This window comes from Microbacterium sp. CCNWLW41, from assembly GCF_037083505.1.
In genome coordinates, this window is record NZ_JBAOJP010000003.1 from 311,522 (window position 1) to 333,106 (window position 21,585).

Annotated in this window: 21 protein-coding genes and 2 tRNA genes; 11 read left to right on the forward strand and 12 right to left on the reverse strand. The window is 71.0% G+C overall.

Features of this window, described 5'->3' with window-relative positions; translation table 11 throughout:
• Positions 1-60: 60 nt before the first annotated feature.
• Complete coding sequence (serC, locus tag V6R91_RS13175; RefSeq protein ID WP_336395695.1) at positions 61-1,167, reverse strand: phosphoserine transaminase; 1,107 nt, start codon at positions 1,165-1,167, stop codon at positions 61-63.
• A gap of 125 nt (positions 1,168-1,292) precedes the next feature.
• Here serC and V6R91_RS13180 point away from each other — a divergent pair, with 125 nt between their 5' ends.
• The 3 genes from V6R91_RS13180 to V6R91_RS13190 all read left to right on the forward strand — a co-directional run bounded on the left by V6R91_RS13180 (position 1,293) and on the right by V6R91_RS13190 (position 3,922).
• Positions 1,293-1,985, forward strand: a complete 693-nt coding sequence (locus V6R91_RS13180) for a metal-dependent transcriptional regulator (RefSeq protein WP_336395696.1) — start codon at positions 1,293-1,295, stop codon at positions 1,983-1,985.
• A 277-nt stretch (positions 1,986-2,262) separates the two neighbouring features.
• Positions 2,263-3,126, forward strand: coding sequence for a M23 family metallopeptidase (locus tag V6R91_RS13185; protein ID WP_336395697.1), 864 nt, complete (start codon positions 2,263-2,265; stop codon positions 3,124-3,126).
• A 298-nt stretch (positions 3,127-3,424) separates the two neighbouring features.
• Complete coding sequence (locus V6R91_RS13190; RefSeq protein ID WP_271063100.1) at positions 3,425-3,922, forward strand: HNH endonuclease; 498 nt, start codon at positions 3,425-3,427, stop codon at positions 3,920-3,922.
• A 215-nt stretch (positions 3,923-4,137) separates the two neighbouring features.
• On the opposite strand, the gene V6R91_RS13195 is transcribed toward V6R91_RS13190, so the two are convergent.
• From V6R91_RS13195 to V6R91_RS13205, 3 genes are all read right to left on the reverse strand, one after another.
• Positions 4,138-4,211: transfer RNA gene (locus V6R91_RS13195), tRNA-Arg, on the reverse strand.
• 47 nt (positions 4,212-4,258) lie between these two features.
• Complete coding sequence (locus V6R91_RS13200; protein ID WP_219084882.1) at positions 4,259-4,612, reverse strand: histone-like nucleoid-structuring protein Lsr2; 354 nt, start codon at positions 4,610-4,612, stop codon at positions 4,259-4,261.
• A gap of 134 nt (positions 4,613-4,746) precedes the next feature.
• Positions 4,747-5,610 carry a LuxR C-terminal-related transcriptional regulator gene (locus tag V6R91_RS13205; RefSeq protein WP_271063041.1) on the reverse strand — a complete coding sequence of 288 codons (864 nt, stop codon included), beginning with the start codon at positions 5,608-5,610 and terminating at the stop codon, positions 4,747-4,749.
• A 117-nt stretch (positions 5,611-5,727) separates the two neighbouring features.
• Between V6R91_RS13205 and V6R91_RS13210 the strand changes: the two genes are divergently transcribed.
• Complete coding sequence (locus V6R91_RS13210; protein WP_271063042.1) at positions 5,728-6,075, forward strand: DUF485 domain-containing protein; 348 nt, start codon at positions 5,728-5,730, stop codon at positions 6,073-6,075.
• Positions 6,072-7,709 carry a solute symporter family protein gene (locus V6R91_RS13215; protein WP_336395698.1) on the forward strand — a complete coding sequence of 546 codons (1,638 nt, stop codon included), beginning with the start codon at positions 6,072-6,074 and terminating at the stop codon, positions 7,707-7,709. The genes V6R91_RS13210 and V6R91_RS13215 overlap by 4 nt, the downstream gene beginning before the upstream one ends.
• Positions 7,710-7,774: 65 nt before the next feature.
• Here the strand turns inward: V6R91_RS13215 and V6R91_RS13220 are convergent, their stop codons facing one another.
• Positions 7,775-8,308 carry a methylated-DNA--[protein]-cysteine S-methyltransferase gene (locus tag V6R91_RS13220; RefSeq protein ID WP_336395699.1) on the reverse strand — a complete coding sequence of 178 codons (534 nt, stop codon included), beginning with the start codon at positions 8,306-8,308 and terminating at the stop codon, positions 7,775-7,777.
• A gap of 159 nt (positions 8,309-8,467) precedes the next feature.
• Between V6R91_RS13220 and V6R91_RS13225 the strand changes: the two genes are divergently transcribed.
• Positions 8,468-12,181: an AAA family ATPase gene (locus tag V6R91_RS13225; protein ID WP_231820275.1), complete on the forward strand. Its 3,714-nt coding sequence runs from the start codon at positions 8,468-8,470 to the stop codon at positions 12,179-12,181.
• Positions 12,182-12,644: 463 nt separating this feature from the next.
• Here the strand turns inward: V6R91_RS13225 and mscL are convergent, their stop codons facing one another.
• From mscL to V6R91_RS13240, 3 genes are read right to left on the reverse strand one after another with little or no spacing between them, the layout of a single operon-like run.
• On the reverse strand, positions 12,645-13,055 hold the full coding sequence (gene mscL / locus V6R91_RS13230) for a large conductance mechanosensitive channel protein MscL (RefSeq protein WP_219084885.1): 411 nt from the start codon (positions 13,053-13,055) through the stop codon (positions 12,645-12,647).
• Between the two features lie 22 nt (positions 13,056-13,077).
• On the reverse strand, positions 13,078-13,353 hold the full coding sequence (locus tag V6R91_RS13235) for an FmdB family zinc ribbon protein (RefSeq protein WP_067248574.1): 276 nt from the start codon (positions 13,351-13,353) through the stop codon (positions 13,078-13,080).
• Between the two features lie 29 nt (positions 13,354-13,382).
• Positions 13,383-13,979: a 5-formyltetrahydrofolate cyclo-ligase gene (locus tag V6R91_RS13240; RefSeq protein ID WP_336395700.1), complete on the reverse strand. Its 597-nt coding sequence runs from the start codon at positions 13,977-13,979 to the stop codon at positions 13,383-13,385.
• A gap of 41 nt (positions 13,980-14,020) precedes the next feature.
• Here V6R91_RS13240 and galU point away from each other — a divergent pair, with 41 nt between their 5' ends.
• The gene (galU, locus tag V6R91_RS13245) at positions 14,021-14,908 is read left to right on the forward strand and encodes a UTP--glucose-1-phosphate uridylyltransferase GalU (protein WP_271062094.1); all 888 of its coding nucleotides are present in this window, start codon (positions 14,021-14,023) and stop codon (positions 14,906-14,908) included.
• 21 nt (positions 14,909-14,929) lie between these two features.
• Entirely contained in the window at positions 14,930-15,571 is a 642-nt protein-coding gene (locus V6R91_RS13250) for a GNAT family N-acetyltransferase (protein WP_271062093.1), read from the forward strand.
• Positions 15,572-15,580: 9 nt separating this feature from the next.
• Here V6R91_RS13250 and V6R91_RS13255 read toward each other — a convergent pair whose 3' ends face one another.
• Entirely contained in the window at positions 15,581-16,966 is a 1,386-nt protein-coding gene (locus V6R91_RS13255; RefSeq protein ID WP_336395701.1) for an MFS transporter, read from the reverse strand.
• A gap of 141 nt (positions 16,967-17,107) precedes the next feature.
• Between V6R91_RS13255 and V6R91_RS13260 the strand changes: the two genes are divergently transcribed.
• Positions 17,108-18,010 carry a hypothetical protein gene (locus V6R91_RS13260; RefSeq protein ID WP_336395702.1) on the forward strand — a complete coding sequence of 301 codons (903 nt, stop codon included), beginning with the start codon at positions 17,108-17,110 and terminating at the stop codon, positions 18,008-18,010.
• Positions 18,011-18,072: 62 nt separating this feature from the next.
• Positions 18,073-18,145: transfer RNA gene (locus V6R91_RS13265), tRNA-Ala, on the forward strand.
• 67 nt (positions 18,146-18,212) lie between these two features.
• Here V6R91_RS13265 and V6R91_RS13270 read toward each other — a convergent pair.
• On the reverse strand, positions 18,213-18,464 hold the full coding sequence (locus tag V6R91_RS13270) for a hypothetical protein (protein WP_336395703.1): 252 nt from the start codon (positions 18,462-18,464) through the stop codon (positions 18,213-18,215).
• Positions 18,465-18,671: 207 nt separating this feature from the next.
• Here V6R91_RS13270 and V6R91_RS13275 point away from each other — a divergent pair, with 207 nt between their 5' ends.
• Positions 18,672-19,088: a GNAT family N-acetyltransferase gene (locus V6R91_RS13275; RefSeq protein WP_336395704.1), complete on the forward strand. Its 417-nt coding sequence runs from the start codon at positions 18,672-18,674 to the stop codon at positions 19,086-19,088.
• A gap of 50 nt (positions 19,089-19,138) precedes the next feature.
• Here V6R91_RS13275 and V6R91_RS13280 read toward each other — a convergent pair whose 3' ends face one another.
• Both V6R91_RS13280 and V6R91_RS13285 read right to left on the reverse strand, forming a co-directional pair.
• Positions 19,139-20,443 (reverse strand): threonine/serine exporter family protein, encoded by a 1,305-nt coding sequence (locus V6R91_RS13280; RefSeq protein WP_231820283.1) that lies wholly within the window; start codon positions 20,441-20,443, stop codon positions 19,139-19,141.
• A 151-nt stretch (positions 20,444-20,594) separates the two neighbouring features.
• On the reverse strand, positions 20,595-21,518 hold the full coding sequence (locus V6R91_RS13285; RefSeq protein ID WP_336395705.1) for an AEC family transporter: 924 nt from the start codon (positions 21,516-21,518) through the stop codon (positions 20,595-20,597).
• Positions 21,519-21,585 lie beyond the last annotated feature (67 nt).

Sequence of the window (21,585 nt, forward strand, 5' to 3'; positions counted from 1 at the left end):
GCGAGGCCCCGCGTCCCGATCGGGACGCGGGGCCTCACTCGTTGCAGAGCGGAACGGCGCTCAGGAGTGCGCGAGCACGTGATCGATCGAGCGGATGAGCTGGCGCACGTCATCCGGCTCGATCGACACGAAGGTGGCGATCCGCAGCTGGTTGCGCCCCAGCTTGCGATACGGCTCGGTGTCCACGATCCCGTTGGCGCGGAGCGTCTTCGCCAGCGCCGCGGCGTCCACCTCGTCGGCGAAGTCGATCGTGACGACGACGGGGGAGCGGTCCTCGGCGGCACGGACGAAGGGCGTCGCGACCGGCGAGGCCTCGGCCCACGCGTACAGCTCGCCCGAGGACTCCGCCGTGCGCGCTGCGGCCCAGGTCAGGCCGCCGTTGCCGTTGATCCACTGCAGCTGGGAGTCCAGCAGGTGCAGCGTCGCGAGCGCGGGCGTGTTGAGGGTCTGCTCCAGCCGCGAGTTGTCCAACGCGTTCTTGAGGCTCAGGAACTCGGGGATGTAGCGTCCCGACGCCGCGATCCGCTCGATCCGGTCGATGGCGGCCGGGGAGACGGCCGCGAACCAGAGCCCGCCGTCGGATCCCAGATTCTTCTGCGGGGCGAAGTAGTAGACGTCGGTCTCGGCGAGGTCCACCTCGATCCCGCCTGCGGCGCTCGTGGCGTCGATCACGGTGAGGGCGCCCTCGGCCGCGACGCGGCGGACGGGCGCGGCGACGCCGGTGGAGGTCTCGTTGTGCGGCCATGCGTAGAGGTCGACGCCGTCGACGATCTCGGGTACGGTGCGCGTCCCCGGCTCCGCCTGGCGGACATCGGGCGCCTGCAGCCACGGGGCGGCGGCGGCCTTGGCGAACTTTCCGCCGAACTCACCGAAGACGAGGTTCTGCGCGCGGTTCTCGATCAGACCGAAGGCGGCCGCGTCCCAGAAGGCGGTGGAGCCGCCGTTGCCCACGATGATCTCGTATCCGTCCGGCAGCCGCAGCAGCGCCGACAGCTGCTCGCGGACACTGCGGACCAGGCCCTTCACCGGCGCCTGCCGATGGGACGTGCCCAGAAGGCTCGCGCCGGCGGCGGCGAGGGCCTCGATCTGCGCCGGGCGCACCTTCGAGGGGCCGCAGCCGAATCGGCCGTCGACGGGCAGGAGTTCACGCGGGATCTCGATCGCCATGCGTTGATTCTAGGGGCGTGTCCGGCATCGCCCCGACCGTGTTGCAGCCGGAGACGACCGGCGCCGGCGAGCCCGTGTCGGTCACAGAATGTAGGCTTGCCTAAGAAGAGCGACAAGGGGGATCGATGACCGATCTGATCGACACGACCGAGATGTATCTCCGCACCATCCTCGAACTCGAGGAGGAGAACATCGTCCCCCTGCGCGCCCGCATCTCGGAGCGCCTCGGGCACTCGGGCCCCACGGTGTCCCAGACGGTGGGTCGGATGGAGCGCGACGGGCTGGTCATCGTGTCCGAGGACCGCCGGCTGGAGCTGACCGAACCCGGGCGTCGCAAGGCGGTCGACGTCATGCGCAAGCACCGTCTCGCCGAGCGCCTGCTCTCCGACGTCATCGGCCTGGACTGGGCCTACGTGCACGACGAGGCATGCCGCTGGGAGCACGTGATGAGCGAGCAGGTGGAGCGGCGTCTCGTGGAGCTGCTCGGGCATCCGACCGAATCGCCCTACGGCAACCCCATCCCGGGACTCGACCAGCTGGGCGGCGACCCCGCCCGCACCTTCGACGAGGGCGTGGTCGGACTCGTCGAGCACCTGAACACGACGGGCGGTCCGGTCCAGGGCGTCGTCCGTCGCCTTGCCGAGCCGGCGCAGGTGGATCCGGAGCTGCTGGATCAGCTCCGCTCTGCCGGCGTCGTCCCCGGCGCACGGGGCGGCTTCCGCTACAACGAGGGCTACGTGCTCATCGAGATGGACGGGAGCTCCGACGGTCTCGAGCTGCCGGTGGAGCTGGCCTCCCACATCTTCCTCGTCGCCTGATGCCCGGCGCGGTCTCCGGCCTCTCCCCGTGCCGGGTCCGCGCGGTGACCGAGCCCCGGCGGATTGCCAGGATGACAGGGTGACAGAATCGTTATCTTCCGGTAACCTCGACTGCGTCGCCGGCGAGAAGCCCGCCGGAGATCGCCGTGACGGTAGCCTCATCGGTTCGTCGCCGCCACGGAGAAGAACGCACATCGTGCCCGAGTTCACACGTGCCCCGAGAAGCGACGACGACGAGCCGATGCGTGCTCCGCGCAGCGAGGCCTGGAGGACAGCTTTGGCTGCAGAGATCGATACGCCCGACAACCTGAACACCGAGCAGACTCCCGCCCGCCGTACCCGACCGGCGACCACGGCCGCCAAGAGTCCCCAGCGTGCGATCCGTCCGGTCCGTTCGATCGCGATCTTCGGCGCGGTCGGCGCCCTGGTGACGGCGATCGCCCTGCCGGCGTTCGCCGCCGGATCCGGCGCCCAGAGCGGCGCCGCCACGACCATGCACCAGCTCGCCGCCGACAACGCGCAGTCGCTCGTCGTCGCTTCGGAGGCGACCAACGCCCCCGCCGGGCGCGAGGGCTTCACCGCGACGACGCCGGAGGAGATCGAGAAGCGCAAGGCCGAGGAGGCCGCGGCTCTCCGCGCCGCCGAGGAAGCCGAGCGCAAGGCGCGCGAGGCGAGCAACAGCGGTGGCGGCGGCGGGGGAACACCCGCGGGCGTGAACCTCGGTCTCACCTCTCCCGGCTCCGGCGAGGTGCGCTGGTCGATGACTCCGGGTTCCTTCACCGTCGGCGAAGGACTCGGCGCCGGTCGAGGTCACCAGGGGCAGGACATGCTGGCCCCGGAGTGGACGCCGATCTTCGCCGCCACCAGCGGGACGGTGCGCGTCGCACAGGACAGCTACTACGGATACGGCAACGCCGTCGTCATCGACGGGGCCGTCGGGGGCAGCTCGGTGTCGACCACCTACGCGCACATGGTCTACGGCGGCCGCGTCGTCGAGGCCGGTCAGACCGTCACCGCCGGTCAGCTCATCGGCCACGTCGGCAACACGGGGAACTCCTTCGGATCCCACCTGCACTTCGAGGTCGAGATCAACGGCTCGCTCGTCGACCCGCTGAGCTGGCTCGAGGCCAACGCCGGCTGAGCCGACACGCATCGACTGTTCATCCTCCGTTCGCCCCGGTGACGCGGGTATGGGTTAGCCTGAACGCGTCGTCGCAAGGGCGGAGGAAAGCCGATGGACCGAATACCGAGCATCCGAACCACGGATGCGCTCGGTCGTCTGGTCCTTCTGCATCTCCCGCAGGACGCCCGCGGTTCCGCCGCGGTGAGAAAGGCGCTGTCTCGGTGAGGGACAGCGCCTTCGTCGTGTTCTGAGGGTCTTCGCCTGCGCACGCTCGAGAGGCCGGGAAGCCGTCCCGGCGGAATCGAAGGGATGCAGGATGCGAACTCTGGTGCTGAACGCCGGTTACGAGCCGCTCGCGATCGTGTCTTTCCGACGCGCGCTCGTCCTGGTGATGAACGACAAGGCCTCGATCGTGGAGATCGTCCCGGAGGATCCCGTCCTCACCACACGCTCGCGTTTCGATCGTCCCGCCGTGATCATCCTGAGCCGGTACGTGCGCCTGCCGCACGCACGCCGCGTCCCCGTCACCCGGCGCGGGGTGCTGCGGCGAGACGCGCATCGATGCGGATACTGCGGCAAGCCCGCGGCCACGATCGACCACATCCTGCCCCGCTCCCGCGGCGGTGCCGACTCGTGGGAGAACCTCGTCGCGTGCTGCCTGCGGTGCAACAACGTCAAGAGCGACCGCACTCCGCAGGAGATGGGCTGGGAGCTGCGGTGCACGCCACGACCGCCTCATGGGACGGCGTGGACCGTGCGCGGATCGGATCGCAGCGATCCCCAGTGGGAGCCGTACCTCGGCCTCGCCGCCTGAGCCTCGGCGATCGTGGGGTCCCGCATCTTCCTAGGCACGAGAAGAGCGAGCCACCCTTCGGGCGGCCCGCTCTTCTCGTGACGTGCCTTCGCAGCTCGATCGCCCTCCCGTCGCCGCTCCGCGGCGTCGCGAGCCTCGGCGATCGTGCGGTCCCGCACGTTCCTAGGCACGAGAAGAGCGAGCCACCCTTCGGGCGGCCCGCTCTTCTCGTGACGTGCCCTCGACAGGATTCGAACCTGCGACCTGCCCTTTAGGAGAGGGCTGCTCTATCCGACTGAGCTACGAAGGCGCCGTCTCAGTCTACGTGCCGGAGCAGGAGGTCGTCGTCGGGCGTGGTCAGTGAGCGGCTTCGTACGCCGCCAGGATCTCGGACGGGACGCGACCGCGCTCCGAGACCGTGAAGCCGTTCTCCGCCGCCCAGGCGCGGATCACCGCGGTCTCCGGGTTGCGGCTCGGGCGTCGCCCGGACGCACCCCGGCCAGAGGCGCGAGCGCCGGTGCTGCGCTGAGCGCGGCGAGCGGCGTCGACATAGGGCTGAAGAGCTGCGCGCAGCTCATCGGCGTGGGCGGAGGTCAGATCGATCTCGTAAGCATTCCCGTCGACGGAGAAATGCACGGTCTCGCCTTCTCCGACGTCCAGGACGGTGCCGTCGATATCGTCGACCAGCTGGTGGATGATTTTGCGTGCCATACGCACACTTTAAGGCTCCGCATTCGGCGAGGCAATGAGCCGCGCGGTCGTTTTCCGAGGTCATGACGGCACTCCAGGAAATGAGCATCACCCCGGAACGGGGAAATGTGCGGAAGGCATTTCCCGGAATCCGATCAGGGTAGGAGGCCGGCACGTCGGGCACGCGCCACGGCGGCATGGCGGGTCGAGGCGTCCAGCTTCGCCATCGCCGTGCCGAGATAGGCCTTCACCGTCGCCTCGCGCAGTCCCAGGGACGCGGCGATCTCCGCATTCGTCGAGCCGAGCGCCGCGCCCGCGAGAACATCGGTCTCCCGTGGGGAGAGGCGCACCACGGGGACGGGGGAGGTCGGCGGCGACGTGCCGAGACCCGCCAGATCGATGAGCCGGCGCTCCACCGCGTTGATGCGGTCGCGCAGGGCCGGGTCGGCGACCGCGGCGGCGATCTGCCTCAGCTCGCCGAAGCTCTCCCGCAGGCTCTCGCGCTCGGCAGCGGTCAAGCCGGACCGATCGCTCCCGGACAGGTCTCCACGGAGTCGGCGCTCCACCTCCTCGCGGATGCGCAGCTCTCCAGCGAGGGACTCCGCGACCTGGACGGCGGGGGCCGTGGTGACCCCGCCGACCGGGCTCTCCTCCCAGGCGCCGGCATAGAGCACGCCGCGCGAGCGGCCGGCCACGATGACCGGAACAGCCAAGAGCGTGCGCAGTCCTTCTCCCAGCACGTACCCGTCGTAGTCGTGGGTGATGAACGGGGAGGAACGGTAGTCGTGCGTCATGCGGGGGCGCAGCTCGATCATCGCGCGCCCGCCGAGCCCGCGCAGCGGCTGCACGCGCAGGCCCTCCAGGCTCCGCGTGCGGTTGCCGACGATCGAGGAGACGTTGACGGCGCCGTCTTCGAGCAGTCCGCCGAAGGCCACCGGGAAACCGGTGCGTCGGGCGAGCTCCCGCACCGCGTTCGCGATGAGAGCGACCTCGGACTCCGCTGTCTGCTGGATGCTCATCGACTACCGACTTTCGGGGGTGACCGCTGTGCCCCGCCTTTCGTAGCGTCGAGGCTATCACCGCCCGGGGCAAGGGTGCGCGGGCGGATTCGGACAGACATGCGGCAAGGAGGCCTCATGACCGATACGACCAGACAACGCCCCGACGGCCCGATCGACTACATCGCCGTTCAGGAGTCGGAGCCATTCCAGGGACTGCGGCGCAGTCAGCGCTCGTTCATCTTCCCGATGGCGATCGCATTCCTGCTGTGGTACTTCCTTTACGTCTTCCTCGCGGCGTTCGCGACCGACTTCATGAGTCAGCGCGTGTGGGGGGATATCACGGTCGGCCTGCTGTTCGGGCTCGGCCAGTTCGTGACCACATTCGCGATCACGATGGGATACGTCGCCTTCGCGAATCGTCGTCTCGATCCGCAGGCCGAGGCGCTGCGCGAGACGCTCGAGCGGGCGGAGGCCGGCGCATGAGCGCTCCCGCGGCCACCGGCGCGACGCTGGTCGAGAGCAACCCGATCCTCAACATCTCCGTGTTCCTGGCGTTCGTCGCCGTCACGCTGTTCATCGTGATCCGCGCCAGCCGGAACAACAAGACGGCCGCCGACTACTACGCCGCGGGGCGCTCCTTCACCGGGCCGCAGAACGGGTTCGCGATCGCGGGGGACTACCTCTCCGCCGCGTCGTTCCTCGGGATCTGCGGGGCCATCGCGGTCAACGGCTATGACGGATTCCTCTACTCGATCGGATTCCTCGTCGCCTGGCTCGTCGCGCTGCTGCTCGTCGCCGAGCTCATGCGCAACACGGGGAAGTTCACCATGGCGGACGTGCTGTCGTTCCGTCTCCGGCAGAGGCCCGTGCGGATGGCGGCCGCGGTGACGACCCTGGCCGTGTGCTTCTTCTACCTGCTGGCGCAGATGGCGGGAGCGGGAGGGCTCGTCGCGCTCCTGCTCGGCATCGACGACAAGCTCGTCCAGTCCCTCATCATCGCCGTGGTCGGCGCGCTGATGATCGTGTACGTGCTCATCGGCGGGATGAAGGGCACGACCTGGGTCCAGATCGTGAAGGCGTTTCTGCTCATCGCCGGTGCGGTCGTGATGACCATCTGGGTTCTGGCCCTCCACGGCTTCAGCCTCAACACCCTCCTGGAGGGCGCGGTGGCCGCCTCGGTGTCGGATCCGAAGGATGCGATCCTCGGGCCCGGCCTCCAGTACGGCTCGAACCCGTGGGACTTCATCTCCCTCGGGCTCGCGTTGGTGCTCGGGACGGCCGGCCTTCCGCACGTGCTGATGCGCTTCTACACCGTGCCGACGGCGAAGGAGGCGCGCCGGTCGGTCGTGTGGGCGATCTGGCTCATCGGGCTCTTCTACCTGCTCACGCTGGTGCTCGGATACGGCGCGGGGGCGCTGGTCGGGCCGGAGACCATCGTGAACGCGCCGGGCAAGGTGAACTCCGCGGCGCCGCTGCTCGCCCTGCACCTGGGCGGGCCCATCCTGATGGGGTTCATCTCCGCTGTGGCGTTCGCGACGATCCTCGCGGTGGTGGCAGGACTGACGATCACGGCGGCCGCGTCGTTCGCACACGACATCTACGCGAACGTGGTCAAGCGGAGCAAGGCCGATGCGGCCGGCGAGGGGGCAGCCGATCCGAACGGCGAGGTGCGGGTCGCGCGCCGCACCGTGATCGTGATCGGCATCCTCGCCATCGCCGGAGGCATCGCCGCGAACGGGCAGAACATCGCCTTCCTCGTGGCGCTCGCCTTCGCGATCGCCGCCTCCGCGAACCTGCCGACCATCCTCTACTCCCTGTTCTGGAAGAAGTTCACGACCCGCGGGGCGGTGTGGAGCATGTACGGCGGGCTGGGCTCGGCCATCCTCCTGATCGCCTTCTCGCCGGTCGTCTCCGGGACCGAGGGATCGATGATCCCCGGCGCGGACTTCGCGATCTGGCCCTTGAGCAACCCGGGCATCATCTCGATCCCCCTCGGGTTCCTGCTGGGCTGGCTCGGGTCGCTCTGGGACAACCGTGGCGAGGATCGGCGTCTCGCCGCCGAGATGGAGGTGCGCTCGCTCACGGGATTCGGCGCGGAGAAGGCGGTCGACCACTAGCCGCTCGTGCCATGGAGCTCCTTGCCGCGGCCCCGACGGCCTACACGTCGGGGCCGCGGCGTCCCTCACGGAGTCCGGCGCCGGGCGGCGTCCGCCTCCAGGTCGACGAGGTATCTCTTGCGCTCCGGGTGCGCGCCGTACTGCCCGATGCTGCCGTCCGCGCGGACGACGCGGTGCACCGGGACGACGATCGAGAACGGCGTGAGACGGCAGGCGGTGCCGACCGCGCGCGCCGCGCGCGGTCGGCCTGCGTGCACGGCGACCTCGCTGTAGGAGGCGGTCTCGCCCCAGGGGATCTCGCAGATCGCCTGCAGGGCATCGAGCGCGAAGCCCTCGGCCAACCGCCAGTCGAGCGCGATCTCCTCGTCGAAGCGGACCGCCTCTCCCTCGAAGTACGCGTCGAGGAGGTCCTGCAGCTCCTCGGCCGCGCCCGGGTCGTGATCGGGAAGTCGCTGCAGGCGGCGGCTGACGCCCTCCAGGAGCCAGGGGGCCTCGAGCTCGGCGGCGTCGGGGAGCTCGAAGCTCACGAGGCCCTGGTCCGAGTACACGGCCAGTGCCTCGCCGAACGGAGTGGCGGCGAAGTCGTATCGGAAGCTCATGCGCCCATCATCGCCCGCGGAGGGGCCGAACCCCGCCCGAGAGCCGGGAACGGGGGAAAGGTCGCCGGAGCGGTCTTCAGTGGAGGAAGAGGCCGATCAATCCGGTGAAACTCGGCGCCCTTGCAGGTCCCGCGCGCCTCGCGCGCCTAGTCTTCTCTTGTGTGGCGACGTGACGGAAAGACCGCCGAGGCGGCGGAGCCGCGCTCCGTCGCGCCCGGCGACGTCCGCGTCTCCGAGCCCGGCGTGAGCGTCGCTCACGCCGCCGACGCCGAACGCGCCCGTCTGCGGGCCGAGGCCGCGCAGCTCGGGGGGCCGTCCCCGCTCACCTCCTTCCACGACGTTCCCGAGGCGGGGATCGACATCTCCCGTGCCCACCCGGGGAGCCTCCCGCAGTTCATCACGGGGCGATCGACCCTGCTGTCGAACCTCTTCCGCGACGAGGTCGGGCTGCGCACGGCACGCCTGGCGGCCGAGCGGATCACCGCGAAGAACACGGAGCTGCGGACGGTGCGCGGCATCGACGCGGTCCACCTCGCCGTGGGCCTGGCCACGTGGCGCATCGGCGGCAAGGACTACGCCGCGCCCGTCCTCCTCCGCCCGCTCGCGATCCGACGGCACCACGCGGACTTCGAGCTGAAGCTGCACGGCGGCTTCTTCGTCAACCCGGAGCTGATCCGGGTGGCCCACGACCACTTCGGCATCACGATCGACGCGGACGCGCTCGCCGCCCTCGCCTACGACGGCGGGGTGTTCAAGCCGCAGCCGGCGATCGACCGGCTGCGCGCGGCCACGGCGACGATCGACACGTTCTCGGTCCTGCCGCGCCTGGTCGTGTCGACCTTCGCCGACGTCGGCGCCGGGATGGCGCGCGACGCGCACGACCTGGACAACACGCTGCTGAACGCGCTCGCCGGGCATGTCGCGGATCGCGAGACCGTGACCGTCCGCCGGGCGCTCCCGACCATCACGGGTCCGGACGAGCGCGCACCCGCCTCCGACAACCTCCTCCTGGACGCCGACTCCGAGCAGGAGGCGGTGCTGGCGCGCATCGCCGCCGGCCACTCGCTGTCGGTCGCGACTCTGCCGGGCACCGGCGGCACGCAGACCGTCATCAACGCGATCGGCGAGCTGGTGCGTGCGGGCAAGCGGGTCCTCGTCGTCTCCGCGCGCCGGTCCACGCTCGACGGGGTCCGGCACCGGCTGAGCGGGATCGGCCTCGACGGGTTCGCCGTCTCCCCGGCGACGGTGCGCCGCGACCTCGTCCGGGCGATCGGCCGGAACGAGAAGGCCGCCGCTCCCAAGCTCGCCGAGATCGACGACGCTCTGGTCCGGCTGCGCACCGTGCTGCGCGACTACCGCGGCGCGCTGACGGACAAGGATCCGGGTCTCGGCGCGTCGGTCCTGGATGCCGTCCGGGTGCTGACCAGACTCGCCTCCCTGCCGACGCCGCCGTCCACGACCGCCCGTCTGGACCGTCCGGCGCTGGAGAAGCTCGCCGGCGACCGGTCGCGGGCGGCTGCGCTGCTGGCGACCGCCGCACGGCTGGGGGAGTTCCGCTTCGGTCCGAACGACTCCCCGTGGTACGGCGTGTCGTTCTCGTCGACGGAGGCCGCGCACGAGGCGCACGCCCTCGCCGAGCGCCTGCACGCCAAGAGCGTGCCCGCGCTGCTGGAGCGGGGCTACGAGCTCGTGGCGCAGACGCGCATGCGCCCGTTCGCGACGATCGAGGAGCTCGGCGAGTACCTGCGTCTCCTGCAGGGGATCCGCGACTCCCTCGACCGCTTCCGCCCGACCGTGTTCGAGCGACCGCTGGGCGAGCTGATCAAGGCGCACGGCACCCGCCGGGATGCAGCGGCGCTGTCTTCCGCCAACCGGCGCCGGCTGCGGCGGCTGGCGAAGGAGTACGTCCGTCCCGGCGCGCACGTCAGCGACATGCACGAGGCGCTCGTGCGGATCCAGTCCCAGCGGACGCAGTGGCAGCACTACGTCGACGCCGGCGTGGCCCCCGAGGTGCCGCTCGGGCTCGCCGACGTGGCTGTGGCGTGGCAGCGGGTGGAGGCGGAGCTCGGGGAGCTGGACGCCGCCCTGGGGCGCAAGGAACGCCTCTCGACGCTCCCGGTGGACCGGCTGCTGCGCACCCTCGCCGGACTCGCCGCCAAGTCCGACGTGTTCGACAACCTCGTCGAGCGGGCGCAGATCCGCGACGAGCTGGCGGGGCTCGGCCTCGAGCCGCTGCTGATCGACCTGTCGGTCCGGCACCTCTCGGAGGAGCGGGTCGGCGACGAGCTAGAGTACGCGTGGTGGCAGTCCCTGCTCGAGCGCGCACTGCAGCAGAACCGATCGCTCCTCGGCGCGAACACCGCCGTCGTGGATCGTCTGGAGCGGGACTTCCGGCTGGTGGACGAGGCGCATGCCGCCGCCTCGGGGCCGTTGCTGGCCTGGCAGATGGCCGGACAGTGGCGCATCGCGATCGTCGACGAGGCCGAGGAGGCGCGCAACCTCCGTCAGGCGCTCACACAGGGGCGCACGACCCCGGCCGAGCTCGCCGCTGCAGCCCCTGCCCTGCTCCGCGTGCTGGCGCCGGTCTGGATCGCGTCTCCCTACCAGGTGCCCGACATCCCCGACGGCGTCGTCTTCGACTCCGTCCTGCTCGTCGACGCCGCCGCGATCAACCTCGCCGAGGCGACCCCGGCGATCCGTCGTGCCCGCCAGGTGGTGGCGTTCGGCGATCCGGTGACGCAGAAGCCCACTCCCTTCACCGTGGCGACCGTGCCGACGCCGGACCACGAGGAGGAGCACGACTTCGACACCGTGTCGGCGTTCGAGCGGCTCGCCGAGCTCCTGCCCGTGGTGACGCTGACCCGGAGCTACCGGGCCGGGGGAGAGGACCTCGCCGAGCTGATCAACGACGCCTTCTACGGCGGGGAGATCGTGTCCCTGCCGTGGGCGGGATCGTATCTCGGACGTGGGAGCCTGGCCGTCGACTACGTCGAGGGCGGGATCGGCACGCCGGATCCTGTCTCCGGAGCCGTGGAGAGCCCGGATGCCGAGGTCGCCCGGGTGGTGACGCTCGTCGTGGAGCACGCCGTGCACCGGCCGACCGAGTCGCTCATGGTCGTCACGGCCAGCCGGCGGCACGCGGAGCGCGTGCGCGCCGCCGTCACGGCCGCCTTCGCGGGCCGCAGCGACGTGGCGGACTTCGTCGGACGCGACACCGCCGAGCCGTTCGCCGTGCTGACGCTCGAGGAGTCGGTCGCGGAGAGTCGCGACCGGGTCGTCTTCTCCCTCGGCTTCGGGCTGACGAAGCACGGCCGCGTCCTCAGCGACTTCGGCGACCTCTCCACCCCGGACGGGGAGCGGCTGCTGACGGTCGGGATGACGCGGGCGCGGCGGTCGATGGTGATCGTGTCCTCGATCCGTCCCTCGTCCTTCGATGACGGACGACTCGAGCACGGGGCCGCGACACTGATGTCCATCCTCGGCGGGCTCGCCGCGCACCGCCGCGAGGAGCGTCTCGAAGACCTCGCCGACCCGCTCACGCTCGCCCTCGCACGGGAGCTGCGACGCCTCGGCGCCTCGGTGGACGTGGACTACCGCGGTCTGCTCCCGCTCGTCGCCCAGCATCAGGGCAAGGCCGTTGTGATCGAATCCGACCCGGAGTCGCGCAATGAGTCGCTGCGCGAGTCGCTGCGGCTGCGTCCGCAGGTCCTGCGTCGCCTCGGCTGGCACTACATCCGGGTCCATGCGTTCGACCTGTACAGCGATCCGGCCTCCGTCGCCCGCAGGATCGCGACGGTGCTCGGGATCACCGACGACGCGCCGCGGGTCGACGGCGACACCCAGCCCCTGGACGTCGACTCCCACGACCGATGACGGTGTCCGGCTCCGTACCCGGGGACGACTCCGTCGAGCCGCCCGCCGAGAGCGTTCCGTCGAGCCCTGACGGCGGGCGCCAGCGCATTGTGCGTGTGCAGGGTGCGCGCCGGGCACGGCTGACGCCGGCGCCGGGGACGCACGCGGAGCCCGATGCACGGGACCGGGAGAGCGGGGCAGTCGGCCCGTCGGGGCCGAACGACGACCGACTGCGCCGCGACGTCCCGCCGCACTACTGAGCGGCGCTTCGCGGGTCGGCGGCGTTTCGTCTCGCTGCGCTCGCTCAACGACCGGTGGGTGGAGTGTTCTCGGTCGTTGAGCGAGGAGCGCAGCGACGAGTCGAAACGTGGTGACCTGGGGCTGGCGGCGTTTCGTCTCGCTGCGCTCGCTCAACGACCGGTGTGCGACGTGGAGCGAGCCCCTGCTCCACGGCGGAACAGGGGCTCGCGATCGCCACGGCGGGTTACTTGATCTGCTGCTTCTCCAGCAGATCGCGGATCTGCACGAGCAGCTGCTGCTCCGTGAGCTCCGCCTCTTCCTCGGAGACGCCGGCCTTCGCCGCCTGGCGCTCCTTGAACTTGTTCATCGGCATGACGAACACGAGGTAGACGATGAGCGCCACCGCGAGGAAGTTGATGACCGCCCCGAGGATCGCGCCGAAGGCGAAGGTGCTGGTTCCGCCCAGCAGCGTCGGCACCTGGAGCTGGAGTGCGGTGTCCAGGCTGTCCGCGTTGAAGAACATCGCGATCAGCGGGTTGATCAGCGCGGCGACGATCACGTCGATGATCTTCGAGAACGCCGCGCCGATGACCACGGCGACAGCGAGGTCGATGACGTTCCCGCGCAGGATGAAGTCTTTGAATCCCTGGATCATGGATTCCCCCCTTGTATCGGCCTCAGGATGTCGAGGCTGGAGCCGATGCAGGCGCCGGGCTGGCGCTCGTCGTCGAATCCGTCTTCGATGATGCCGAAGAGGAGGCCTTCTCGCCACCAGCGCCACGCGAATCGGTGCGATAGAAGCCGGATCCGTTGAACGTCACGCCGATGGATCCGTACTCCTTGCGGAGACGGCCCCGGCATTCGGGGCACTCGGTGAGCGCGGCGTCGGAGAAGGACTGGACGGCGTCGAAGCGGTGGCCGCACGCGGTGCAGGCGTAGGAGTAGGTGGGCATAGGTCCTCGTGGAGAAGGGGTGGGGATGGTCAGCGCCGGTCGGGCGACAGGACCAGTGTTCGGGTGGGGGTGACCACCCCGGTGACGGGCTGGTCGTGGAGCTCGCGGGGGACCTCGTCGAGGACCTCCGAGTCGTAGACCACGGCGTAGACGGGCGGGCACTTCTCCATCGACCCGATGGTCTTGTCGAAGTAGCCGCGGCCCCAGCCGAGGCGGGTGCCGGAGGAGTCGACCGCCGCCGCCGGGATGATCATGAGGTCGACGTCGTTCACGGCGATCGGGCCGAGGACCTCGCCGGTGGGCTCCGGGAGGCCGTACAGGCCGATGCCCACCTCGTCCGAGTCGTTCGCGACGGCCCAGTCGAGGAGGCCGTCCGCGCGCGTGATGGGGAGAAGGACGCGGATGCCGCGCGCCATCGCGTCGCGGAGGAACGTCTGCGTGCCCGGTTCCGTGGTGGTCGCGAGGAAGCAGGAGATCGATCGTGCGTCGAGCCGTGCGACGAGCGCGTCGAGCTGGTGCGCGATCCCCTCGGCGGCCTGCTCGCGCTGCGCCTGCGTGAGCAACTGACGACGCTCACGCAGTTCGGCCCGCAGGGCGCGCTTGGCGTGATCGGTGTCGTCGGACATGGCTCCGATTGTACGGGGGCGCCCCGGGCTAAGCTGGAGAAATGGCGAAACCACACATCAAGGCCGTGATCCCCGCCGCCGGGCTGGGAACGCGGTTCCTCCCGGCTACGAAGGCGATGCCGAAGGAGATGCTGCCCGTCGTCGACAAGCCGGCCATCCAGTACGTCGTCGAGGAGGCCGCGGATGCGGGCATCGACGACATCCTCGTCATCATCGGACGCAACAAGAACGCGATCTCCAACCACTTCGACTCCGTCCCGGAGCTCGAGGTCAAGCTGATGGAGAAGGGCGACACGGGTCGCCTCGAGCGCGTGATGAAGTCCAGCGACCTGGCCGACATCCACTTCGTCCGGCAGGGAGAGCCCAAGGGCCTCGGGCACGCGGTGCTGCGCGCGCGCACCCACGTCGGGGACAGCTCGTTCGCCGTCCTTCTCGGCGACGACCTCATCGATGAGCGCGATCCGCTGCTGACGGACATGATCGAGGTGCACGAGCGCACCGGCGCGGCGGTCATCGCCCTCATGGAGGTCGACCCCGAGCACATCCACATGTACGGCGTCGCCGCCGTGGACGGCGAGGGGGAGGGCGGCACGGTGAAGGTCACCGGACTCGTCGAGAAGCCCGCCGCCGAGGACGCCCCGTCCAACCTCGCCGTGATCGGCCGCTACGTGCTGCCGGCGTCGGTGTTCGAGATCCTCGAGCGCACCCAGCCCGGCAAGGGCGGCGAGATCCAGCTCACCGACGCGCTGCAGGAGCTCGCCGCGGATCCCGCCGGCCCCGGCGTGTACGGCGTCGTGTTCGGCGGTCGTCGCTACGACACCGGCGACCGCCTGGACTACATCAAGGCGATCGTGCAGCTGGCCTCCGACCGCGACGACCTGGGACCGGACCTCCGTCCGTGGCTGAAGGAGTTCGCGGAGCGCCTCTGAGGCGGACCCCGGGAGCGGCACGTGGATGCGAGCGTCGCGAGGACGCACGGGCCGGTGGAGATCCGGCTCGTGCGCCCGCGTGATGCCCGCGTGCTCCAGCACGAGCTGCTGACCAACCGCGACTGGCTGCAGCGCTGGGAGGCGACGCTGCCGGGGGCGGCGGTCGGGTTCGACATGCGGGTGAGCATCCGTCGTCTGCTCCAGCAGTACCGCGACGGCGGGGGCTATCCGTTCGTCATGGAGTACGACGGCGACGTGGCCGGGCAGCTCAACGTGTGGGGCGTCATGCGAGGTTCGCTCTGCTCGGCCACCATCGGCTACTGGGTGAGCGAGCGCTTCGCCGGCAAGGGCATCACCCCGACCGCGGTCGCGCTGGCGACCGACCTCTGCTTCAGCGAGCTGGGGCTGCACCGGATCGAGATCTGCATCCGACCGGAGAATCGCGCCAGTATCCGCGTCGTGCAGAAGCTCGGCTTCCGCTACGAGGGACGACGCCGCCGCTACATCCACATCGACGGCGACTGGCGCGACCATCTCTGCTTCGCGCTCGTGCAGGAGGACGTCCCCGAGGGCGTGCTGGCCCGTTGGGTGGGCGGCCGGGTTCCCGTCGAGGCCTCCGCCGTCCCGCCGGCAGATCTTCCCCCGGTGGACCTGCCCGGCTGACGAGCTCCCTTACGATCGGGCGCCCTGCTCCTCGTCCGGCGCTGGTTCCGATGCGGCCGTGCGGATCCCGATCCAGGACACGACCCCGCCGAGCGCCATGAGCGCGGCCGTGACCCAGGCTGCACTGTGGAAGCCGCCGAGGTCGAGCGTCCCGCCGACGATGGTGGAGAGCATCGCGACCACCAGGAGGCCGGCGACGCGGGAGACGGCGTTGTTCACGGCGGAGGCGATGCCCGAGCGGCGCTCGTCGATCGCGCCGAGGATCGCGGAGGTCAGCGGCGCGACGGTGAGAGCCAGCCCCAGCCCCATCACGATCATGGCGGGCAGGACCTGCCACCAGTAGCTGAACTCCGCCGCCACGGTGAGCAGGAGGAGCGCTCCTGCGGCCATGACGAAGGGTCCGACCGTCATGAACAGGCGCGGGCCGAGCCGCGCGGACCAGGACCCCGCCTGCGAGCTGATCAGGATCATCAGGATCGTCATCGGCAGGCTGGCGAGGCCGGCGGCGGTCGCCGACAGCCCGGCGCCCTGCTGCAGATACACGCCGATCACGAAGCCGTTCAGCGACAGGGCCGCATAGACGAACAGCGTCGCGACGTTCCCCCACCCGAAGTTGCGGACCCGGAACAGCGTCAGCGGCATGAGTGCCTGGTCCCCGCGCTGGCGCCACAGGAACAGCGCCAGGAGGGCTGCGCCGACGGAGCCCGTCCCCCAGATCGCCGGGGAGGACCACCCGAGATTCGGCTGCTCGATGAGCGCGAAGACCACGCCGCCGAGGCCCAGGGCGCACAGCGCGCCGCTCCACCAGTCGACGCGAGCGCCGCGCGGGTGCTCCGGCAGTTCCAGGCGTGCCAGGAGGGAGAGGGTGATCCCGATCGGGAGCACGTTGATGAGGAAGACCAGCCGCCAGCTGAGGAGATCGACGAACACTCCGCCCAGGAGCGGGCCGACCAGCTGGGCCGCCGTCGTGAACGCGGTCCAGATCCCGATGGCTCTGCTCTGGCTCGGACCGCGCAGAGACGACGTGATGAGGGCGAGCGAGCTGGGGACGAGGAGAGCACCCGCCGCGCCCTGGAGGGCCCGCGCCAGGATGAGCACGAGCGGGTCGGGAGCGGCGGCCACCGCGACGGAGGCGATGCCGAATCCGATCAGTCCGATCCGCATCACCAGCACCCGACCGTACGCGTCGGAGACGGATCCGGCGAGCAGGATCAGGGCGCTCAGCGTGATGAGGTAGGCGTCCACCACCCACTGCTGGGTCGTGATGCCGCCGCCGAGCTCGCGGCTGATGGCCGGGAGGGCCACGGTGACCACCGTGCCGTCCAGGAACGTCACGAACGAGGCGAGGATCGCGATGGCGACCACGAGCTTCTGCGAACGGGTGAACGGCGTCACGTGCCGACCCTACTCCCGTGCGGCGACATCGGCTCGGGCCGTGGGAGCCGAGGGCGGCGGCGCCGAGGACACGCCCGGTGCGACGCGACACGCGCGTGCAGTAGCCGGGGGCGCGGTGGCGCGTCGCCTACCGTGGACACCATGGACGGGCCGGTGCTGAGTGGGGGCGTGATCGTCCTCGTCTCCGTGCTGCTCTGGCTGCTGTACTTCCTTCCCTCCTGGCGGGGCCGTCACCAGTACGAGGCCGCCGAGCGCAACGCCGTCCGCCTGAACCGCGCGCTGCGTGTGCTCGCCGAGACGAGCGAGACGCCCGAGGAGGTGCGCCTCGAGCTCAACGCCCGCACGGCGCTCGCTCAGCAGCGCCTGGCCAAGCGCCTGCAGTCCGAGCGCGAGGCCGCCGAGCTGGAGCGCCTGCGGCAGGAGCTCGCCGCGACCCGCGCGGATCCGGCGTTCCGGCAGGCCCGGGCCCGCCGGCGCGTGCGCATCACGACCACGGCGCTGCTGTCGGTCGGCCTCGCGACCGTCGGCGCCGGGGTGTGGGTGCAGATGACGGTGGGCTCCGCGACGCTGCTGTGGATCGGCGGGGCACTGACCGCGCTCGCGCTCCTGACGCTGCAGCGGATCGCGGTGGTGTCCGCCCGTGCGGCACGACGGGCGCGCCGCCCCGCGGCGCCGGCCACGGTGCCGGCACTCGTGCAGAGGGAGCGCACGGCCGAGCTGCACGACCAGGGTCCTCGGGAGTGGACGCCGAGGACGCTCCCGCAGCCGATGGTCTCCGTCGCCGGGAGCCGTGCGCACGCGGCGCAGGCGACGATCGACGCGCGCACGCTGGCGCGCGAGGCCGAGCGGGCCGCCGAGCTGCAGCGGCGGGCGGAGACGCTGGCTCCCGCGGCGCCCGCCGCAATCCGAGACGTCGCGAACGCTCCCGTCGCCGCGGAGGAGGCCCCTGCGGCATCCTCCCCGTACGCCCGGATGGGCTTCGTCGACGACGCGGAGATCGAGGCCCACGTCCGCCAGCTCCTGGCGCGCCGCGCCGCCGGATGACGCGCCCGGCGTGCACGCGGAACGGAGCATGGTTCGGAACGTGATAGCCTGAATGGGTTCACGGGCCCATGGCGCAGTTGGTAGCGCGCTTCGTTCGCAATGAAGAGGTCGGGGGTTCGAATCCCCCTGGGTCCACCGAAGAAGCCCCTGCCGCTCACGCGACAGGGGCTTCGTCGTGGGCGCGCCGCGGACCGGGACGCCCTCAGATCTCGCCCTCCTCGACGACGGGACCGGACGGGCCCGCCGTGCGCAGGTCGTCGGGCGCGTCGCCCGAGTGTCGCGCATCCTCCTCGTGGCCGACGTCGCCCTGCCCTTCTTCGCCGAGATCCGCGTCGAGGGGCTCGTCCCCCTGCGTCTCGGGCTGGAGCCCCGGGCGTTCGGCGATGGTCGCGTCCTCGGCCGGGACGTCCTCGCGAGACGTGGCGTCGCCGTCGGCGGGTCGTGCGTCGGACATGGTGCTGCTCCTTCTCTCGCCGGTCATCGTCGGTCCAGTCTGCGGCCAGGCCCCTCAGCAGGCACGCGCCTTGACAATCGAGGCTTTACCATGAGGATCTCCGGCCGGAGGCGCGGTCCCTCGTGCTCCGGCCGTTCCGGCGAGGGCGGAGCGACCGGCAGGTGCGTCTCGGAGTCCGACGCGAGCTTCGACGAACGGACGGCACGCATGACCGAGTACCAGTTCTCCACCGATCCCTCCCGCCTGGATCGCGAGCGGATCGGCGCCTGGATCGGCGAGCTGGCCTATTGGGCTCGCGGACGCAGCGGGGGGACGACGATCCGGGCGATCGAGGGTTCCCGCAATGACGGGGTCCATCGCGCGGGCGACGGCGACCAGGTCGGCTATGCCCGGGTCATCACCGACGGGGCCACGTTCGCCTGGCTCTGCGACGTGTTCGTCGCCTCGGAGGAGCGCGGCAACGGCATCGGGAAGCTCCTGGTCGCGGGGATCCTGGACGATCTCGCCCCGCCGGACCTCAAGCGGGTGATGCTCGCCACGCGTGATGCGCACTCCCTCTATGCGCAGTACGGTTTCGTCCCGATCCCCGACCCCGCGCTGTTCATGGTCCGTGAAGTCGACTGACACGGGACGGTTCTCCTGCGCACGGCCGTCGGCCGTTGACGAGCCGACTCCTACTGGAGCAGACCGGTGCCGGGGCGTCCTGCACGACGGGCGCGGAACGCGGTGGCCGTGACGTGCGACAGGTCCGCGATGAGCGCGCCGACCTTCGTTCCGATGCAGAGGCTCAGGAAGATCGCCGGGGCCGCCGCCAGCGCGTCCGCGTCGAAGCTCGCGAGCGCGACGAGGCCGACGGTGCCGGGGACCAGCAGGAGGAACGCCGGCTGGAACGACACCGTGGCCGGGATCGCCACCGTGAGCCGCTCGATGACCCTCGCGGCGACGAACAGGACCGCGGCGGAGACGCCCGTGGCGACCGCACTGCCGAGGAGGGGGCTGAGCACGCTCAGCAGGGCGTATGTGCCGCTCATGACCACGACGCAGACGAGGGTCAGGCGCGGCCCGGACCCGAACGCCAGCCCGATCCCGACGGCGAGGACCACCACCCCGATCCAGGCGAGGGGGACCGGCGGGACGGCCTCCCATCCGCCGCGGTCCGCCGTGACGAGAGCGGCCTGCCCGACCAGGGCGGCCGAGTCGGAGTCGATCCGCAGCCCCGTCAGCAGCGCTCCCGCGGAGACGCCCGTCGCCATGAACGCGAGCATGATGAGGCCGTACATGAGCCGTGACGCCCCCGTCACGATGTCGGCCGCGGTGAGCTCCAGCAGCGCGTTCGTGATGAGCGCGCCCGGCACCAGGATCGCGATCGGCGCGCACACTGCGAACAGCGGCACGGGCCCCAGATCGAGCGCCGTCGCCGTCGTGCCGACGATCAGGGTGGAGACGAACGCGGAGACGAAGGGCACGATCGCCGCCGCCGGGCGGATCCGGGACATGTACTCCGTGACCACGCCCACGACCGCGCCGACCAGCAGGGCCAGGACGACGGCCCACCACGGACAGCGGAACACGACGGCGAGCCCGGCCGAGATGAGGGCGGCGCCGACGACGCCCTGCGTCGCGCGACCGGGCCACGGGAGGGCGCGGATCTCGGCCATGCGCGCCCGGGCCTCGTCGAGCGGCACGCGACCGGACTGGAGCTCCTGCGCGAGCCGACTCGCGTGCGCGGCCTGGCGCGAGGTCAGTCCCACCCCGCCGGTGCTCACCGTGGTGGTCGCGAACGGGATCCCGGGGCGGCTCACGAGGACGTGCTCGGGGAGCACCGCGAAGGCGAGCTCGTCCTCGGGGGCGGCACGGAGCCGGATCTCCTCCAGCGAGCCGCGCACGTCGGTGACGGACAGCCCGCCGTCCAGCAGCAGCGCGCCGAGCTCGCCGAAGGTCACGTCGAGTTCGGGACGCGGGGACGTCGTCGTGCTCACGCCGCATCTCCTCGGGGTCGGGACCGGCCGCGTCACGGCCGGGACGCGGATCGAACGGTTCCCTCCTGCCCGCGTCGACGGTGCGATTCTAAGCGCCTCGACGGCCCGGTCACGACCCGAGGAGAGCCGGTCCTGGTCCGCGCCCGAGACGTCACGGGCCGAGCAGGAGCATGACCGCGAACAGCACGGGGAGGCAGCCGATCGTGGTGAGCAGGACCGTGTCGCGGGCGATGGGCTCGCCGACGTCGTAGCGCTGGGCGTAGTTGAACACGTTCTGGGCGGTGGGGAGGGCGGCGAGGACGACGACGATGAGCACCTCGTGCGCGGAGAGGCCGAAGACCACGGCGGCCACGAACCAGGCGATCAGCGGCATCGCCACGAGCTTCAGCCCGGTGGCGAGCAGCACGTCGCGACGCCGTCCGGGCGTGCCGAGGACTTTCCTCCCGTGGAGGGAGAGGCCATAGCTGATCAGCAGCAGCGGGACCGCGGCGTCGGCGATGAGCTGGATCGGGTCACCGACGAGCGGGGGGATCTCGATCCCGGTCACCGAGACGAGCGTGCCGAGCGCGGACGCCAGCAGGATCGGGTTGGTCACCGTGCGCCGGAGGGTCCCCGCGAAGGACGGCCGATCGCTCGTGGCCGCCTCCAGGAGGAACAGCGAGACCGGCGTCATGACCAGCAGCTGGAGGAGGATCACCGGGGCGGGGTAGGCGGCGCTGCCGAGCAGGTACAGCGAGAGCGGGATGCCGATGTTGTTGGAGTTGACCTGCCCGGCCGACAGCGCGCCGATCACCGCCTCCCCGGTCGGGCGTCGCCAGACGAGCACGCCGATGAGCGCCGAGACGAGGATGACCGCTGCCGCGGCGATCGCGGAGACCGGCAGGAGAGAGGAGAAGAGCATCCCCGCGTCCGCCTTCGACAGCACAGCGAAGAGGAGGAACGGGGAGAGGACGAAGAAGATCAGCCGGCTCAGGACGTCCCGGGCGTGCGGACCCAGCAGCCCGATCCGCCCGAGAACCCAGCCCAGCAGGATCGCGACGCCCACCACAGCGAAGCCGGTGAGCGTGTCGAGCATGCTCCGAGCGTAGCGGCGGGTCCGGCATGCGCCGCGCTCGGGGGCTCGAGTGGTCAGTTTCTGCGGG

Excerpts from the sequence above, each read along its gene's own strand:
- V6R91_RS13200 (WP_219084882.1), bottom strand. The coding sequence starts at position 4,612 with ATGGCACGCAAAATCATCCACCAGCTGGTCGACGATATCGACGGCACC.
- V6R91_RS13180 (WP_336395696.1), top strand. The coding sequence starts at position 1,293 with ATGACCGATCTGATCGACACGACCGAGATGTATCTCCGCACCATCCTC.
- V6R91_RS13215 (WP_336395698.1), top strand. The coding sequence starts at position 6,072 with ATGAGCGCTCCCGCGGCCACCGGCGCGACGCTGGTCGAGAGCAACCCG.
- V6R91_RS13210 (WP_271063042.1), top strand. The coding sequence starts at position 5,728 with ATGACCGATACGACCAGACAACGCCCCGACGGCCCGATCGACTACATC.
- V6R91_RS13260 (WP_336395702.1), top strand. The coding sequence starts at position 17,108 with ATGGACGGGCCGGTGCTGAGTGGGGGCGTGATCGTCCTCGTCTCCGTG.
- V6R91_RS13270 (WP_336395703.1), bottom strand. The coding sequence starts at position 18,464 with ATGTCCGACGCACGACCCGCCGACGGCGACGCCACGTCTCGCGAGGAC.
- V6R91_RS13275 (WP_336395704.1), top strand. The coding sequence starts at position 18,672 with ATGACCGAGTACCAGTTCTCCACCGATCCCTCCCGCCTGGATCGCGAG.
- V6R91_RS13205 (WP_271063041.1), bottom strand. The coding sequence starts at position 5,610 with ATGAGCATCCAGCAGACAGCGGAGTCCGAGGTCGCTCTCATCGCGAAC.
- mscL (WP_219084885.1), bottom strand. The coding sequence starts at position 13,055 with ATGATCCAGGGATTCAAAGACTTCATCCTGCGCGGGAACGTCATCGAC.
- V6R91_RS13285 (WP_336395705.1), bottom strand. The coding sequence starts at position 21,518 with ATGCTCGACACGCTCACCGGCTTCGCTGTGGTGGGCGTCGCGATCCTG.
- V6R91_RS13190 (WP_271063100.1), top strand. The coding sequence starts at position 3,425 with ATGCGAACTCTGGTGCTGAACGCCGGTTACGAGCCGCTCGCGATCGTG.
- serC (WP_336395695.1), bottom strand. The coding sequence starts at position 1,167 with ATGGCGATCGAGATCCCGCGTGAACTCCTGCCCGTCGACGGCCGATTC.
- V6R91_RS13235 (WP_067248574.1), bottom strand. The coding sequence starts at position 13,353 with ATGCCCACCTACTCCTACGCCTGCACCGCGTGCGGCCACCGCTTCGAC.
- V6R91_RS13240 (WP_336395700.1), bottom strand. The coding sequence starts at position 13,979 with ATGTCCGACGACACCGATCACGCCAAGCGCGCCCTGCGGGCCGAACTG.
- galU (WP_271062094.1), top strand. The coding sequence starts at position 14,021 with ATGGCGAAACCACACATCAAGGCCGTGATCCCCGCCGCCGGGCTGGGA.
- V6R91_RS13220 (WP_336395699.1), bottom strand. The coding sequence starts at position 8,308 with ATGAGCTTCCGATACGACTTCGCCGCCACTCCGTTCGGCGAGGCACTG.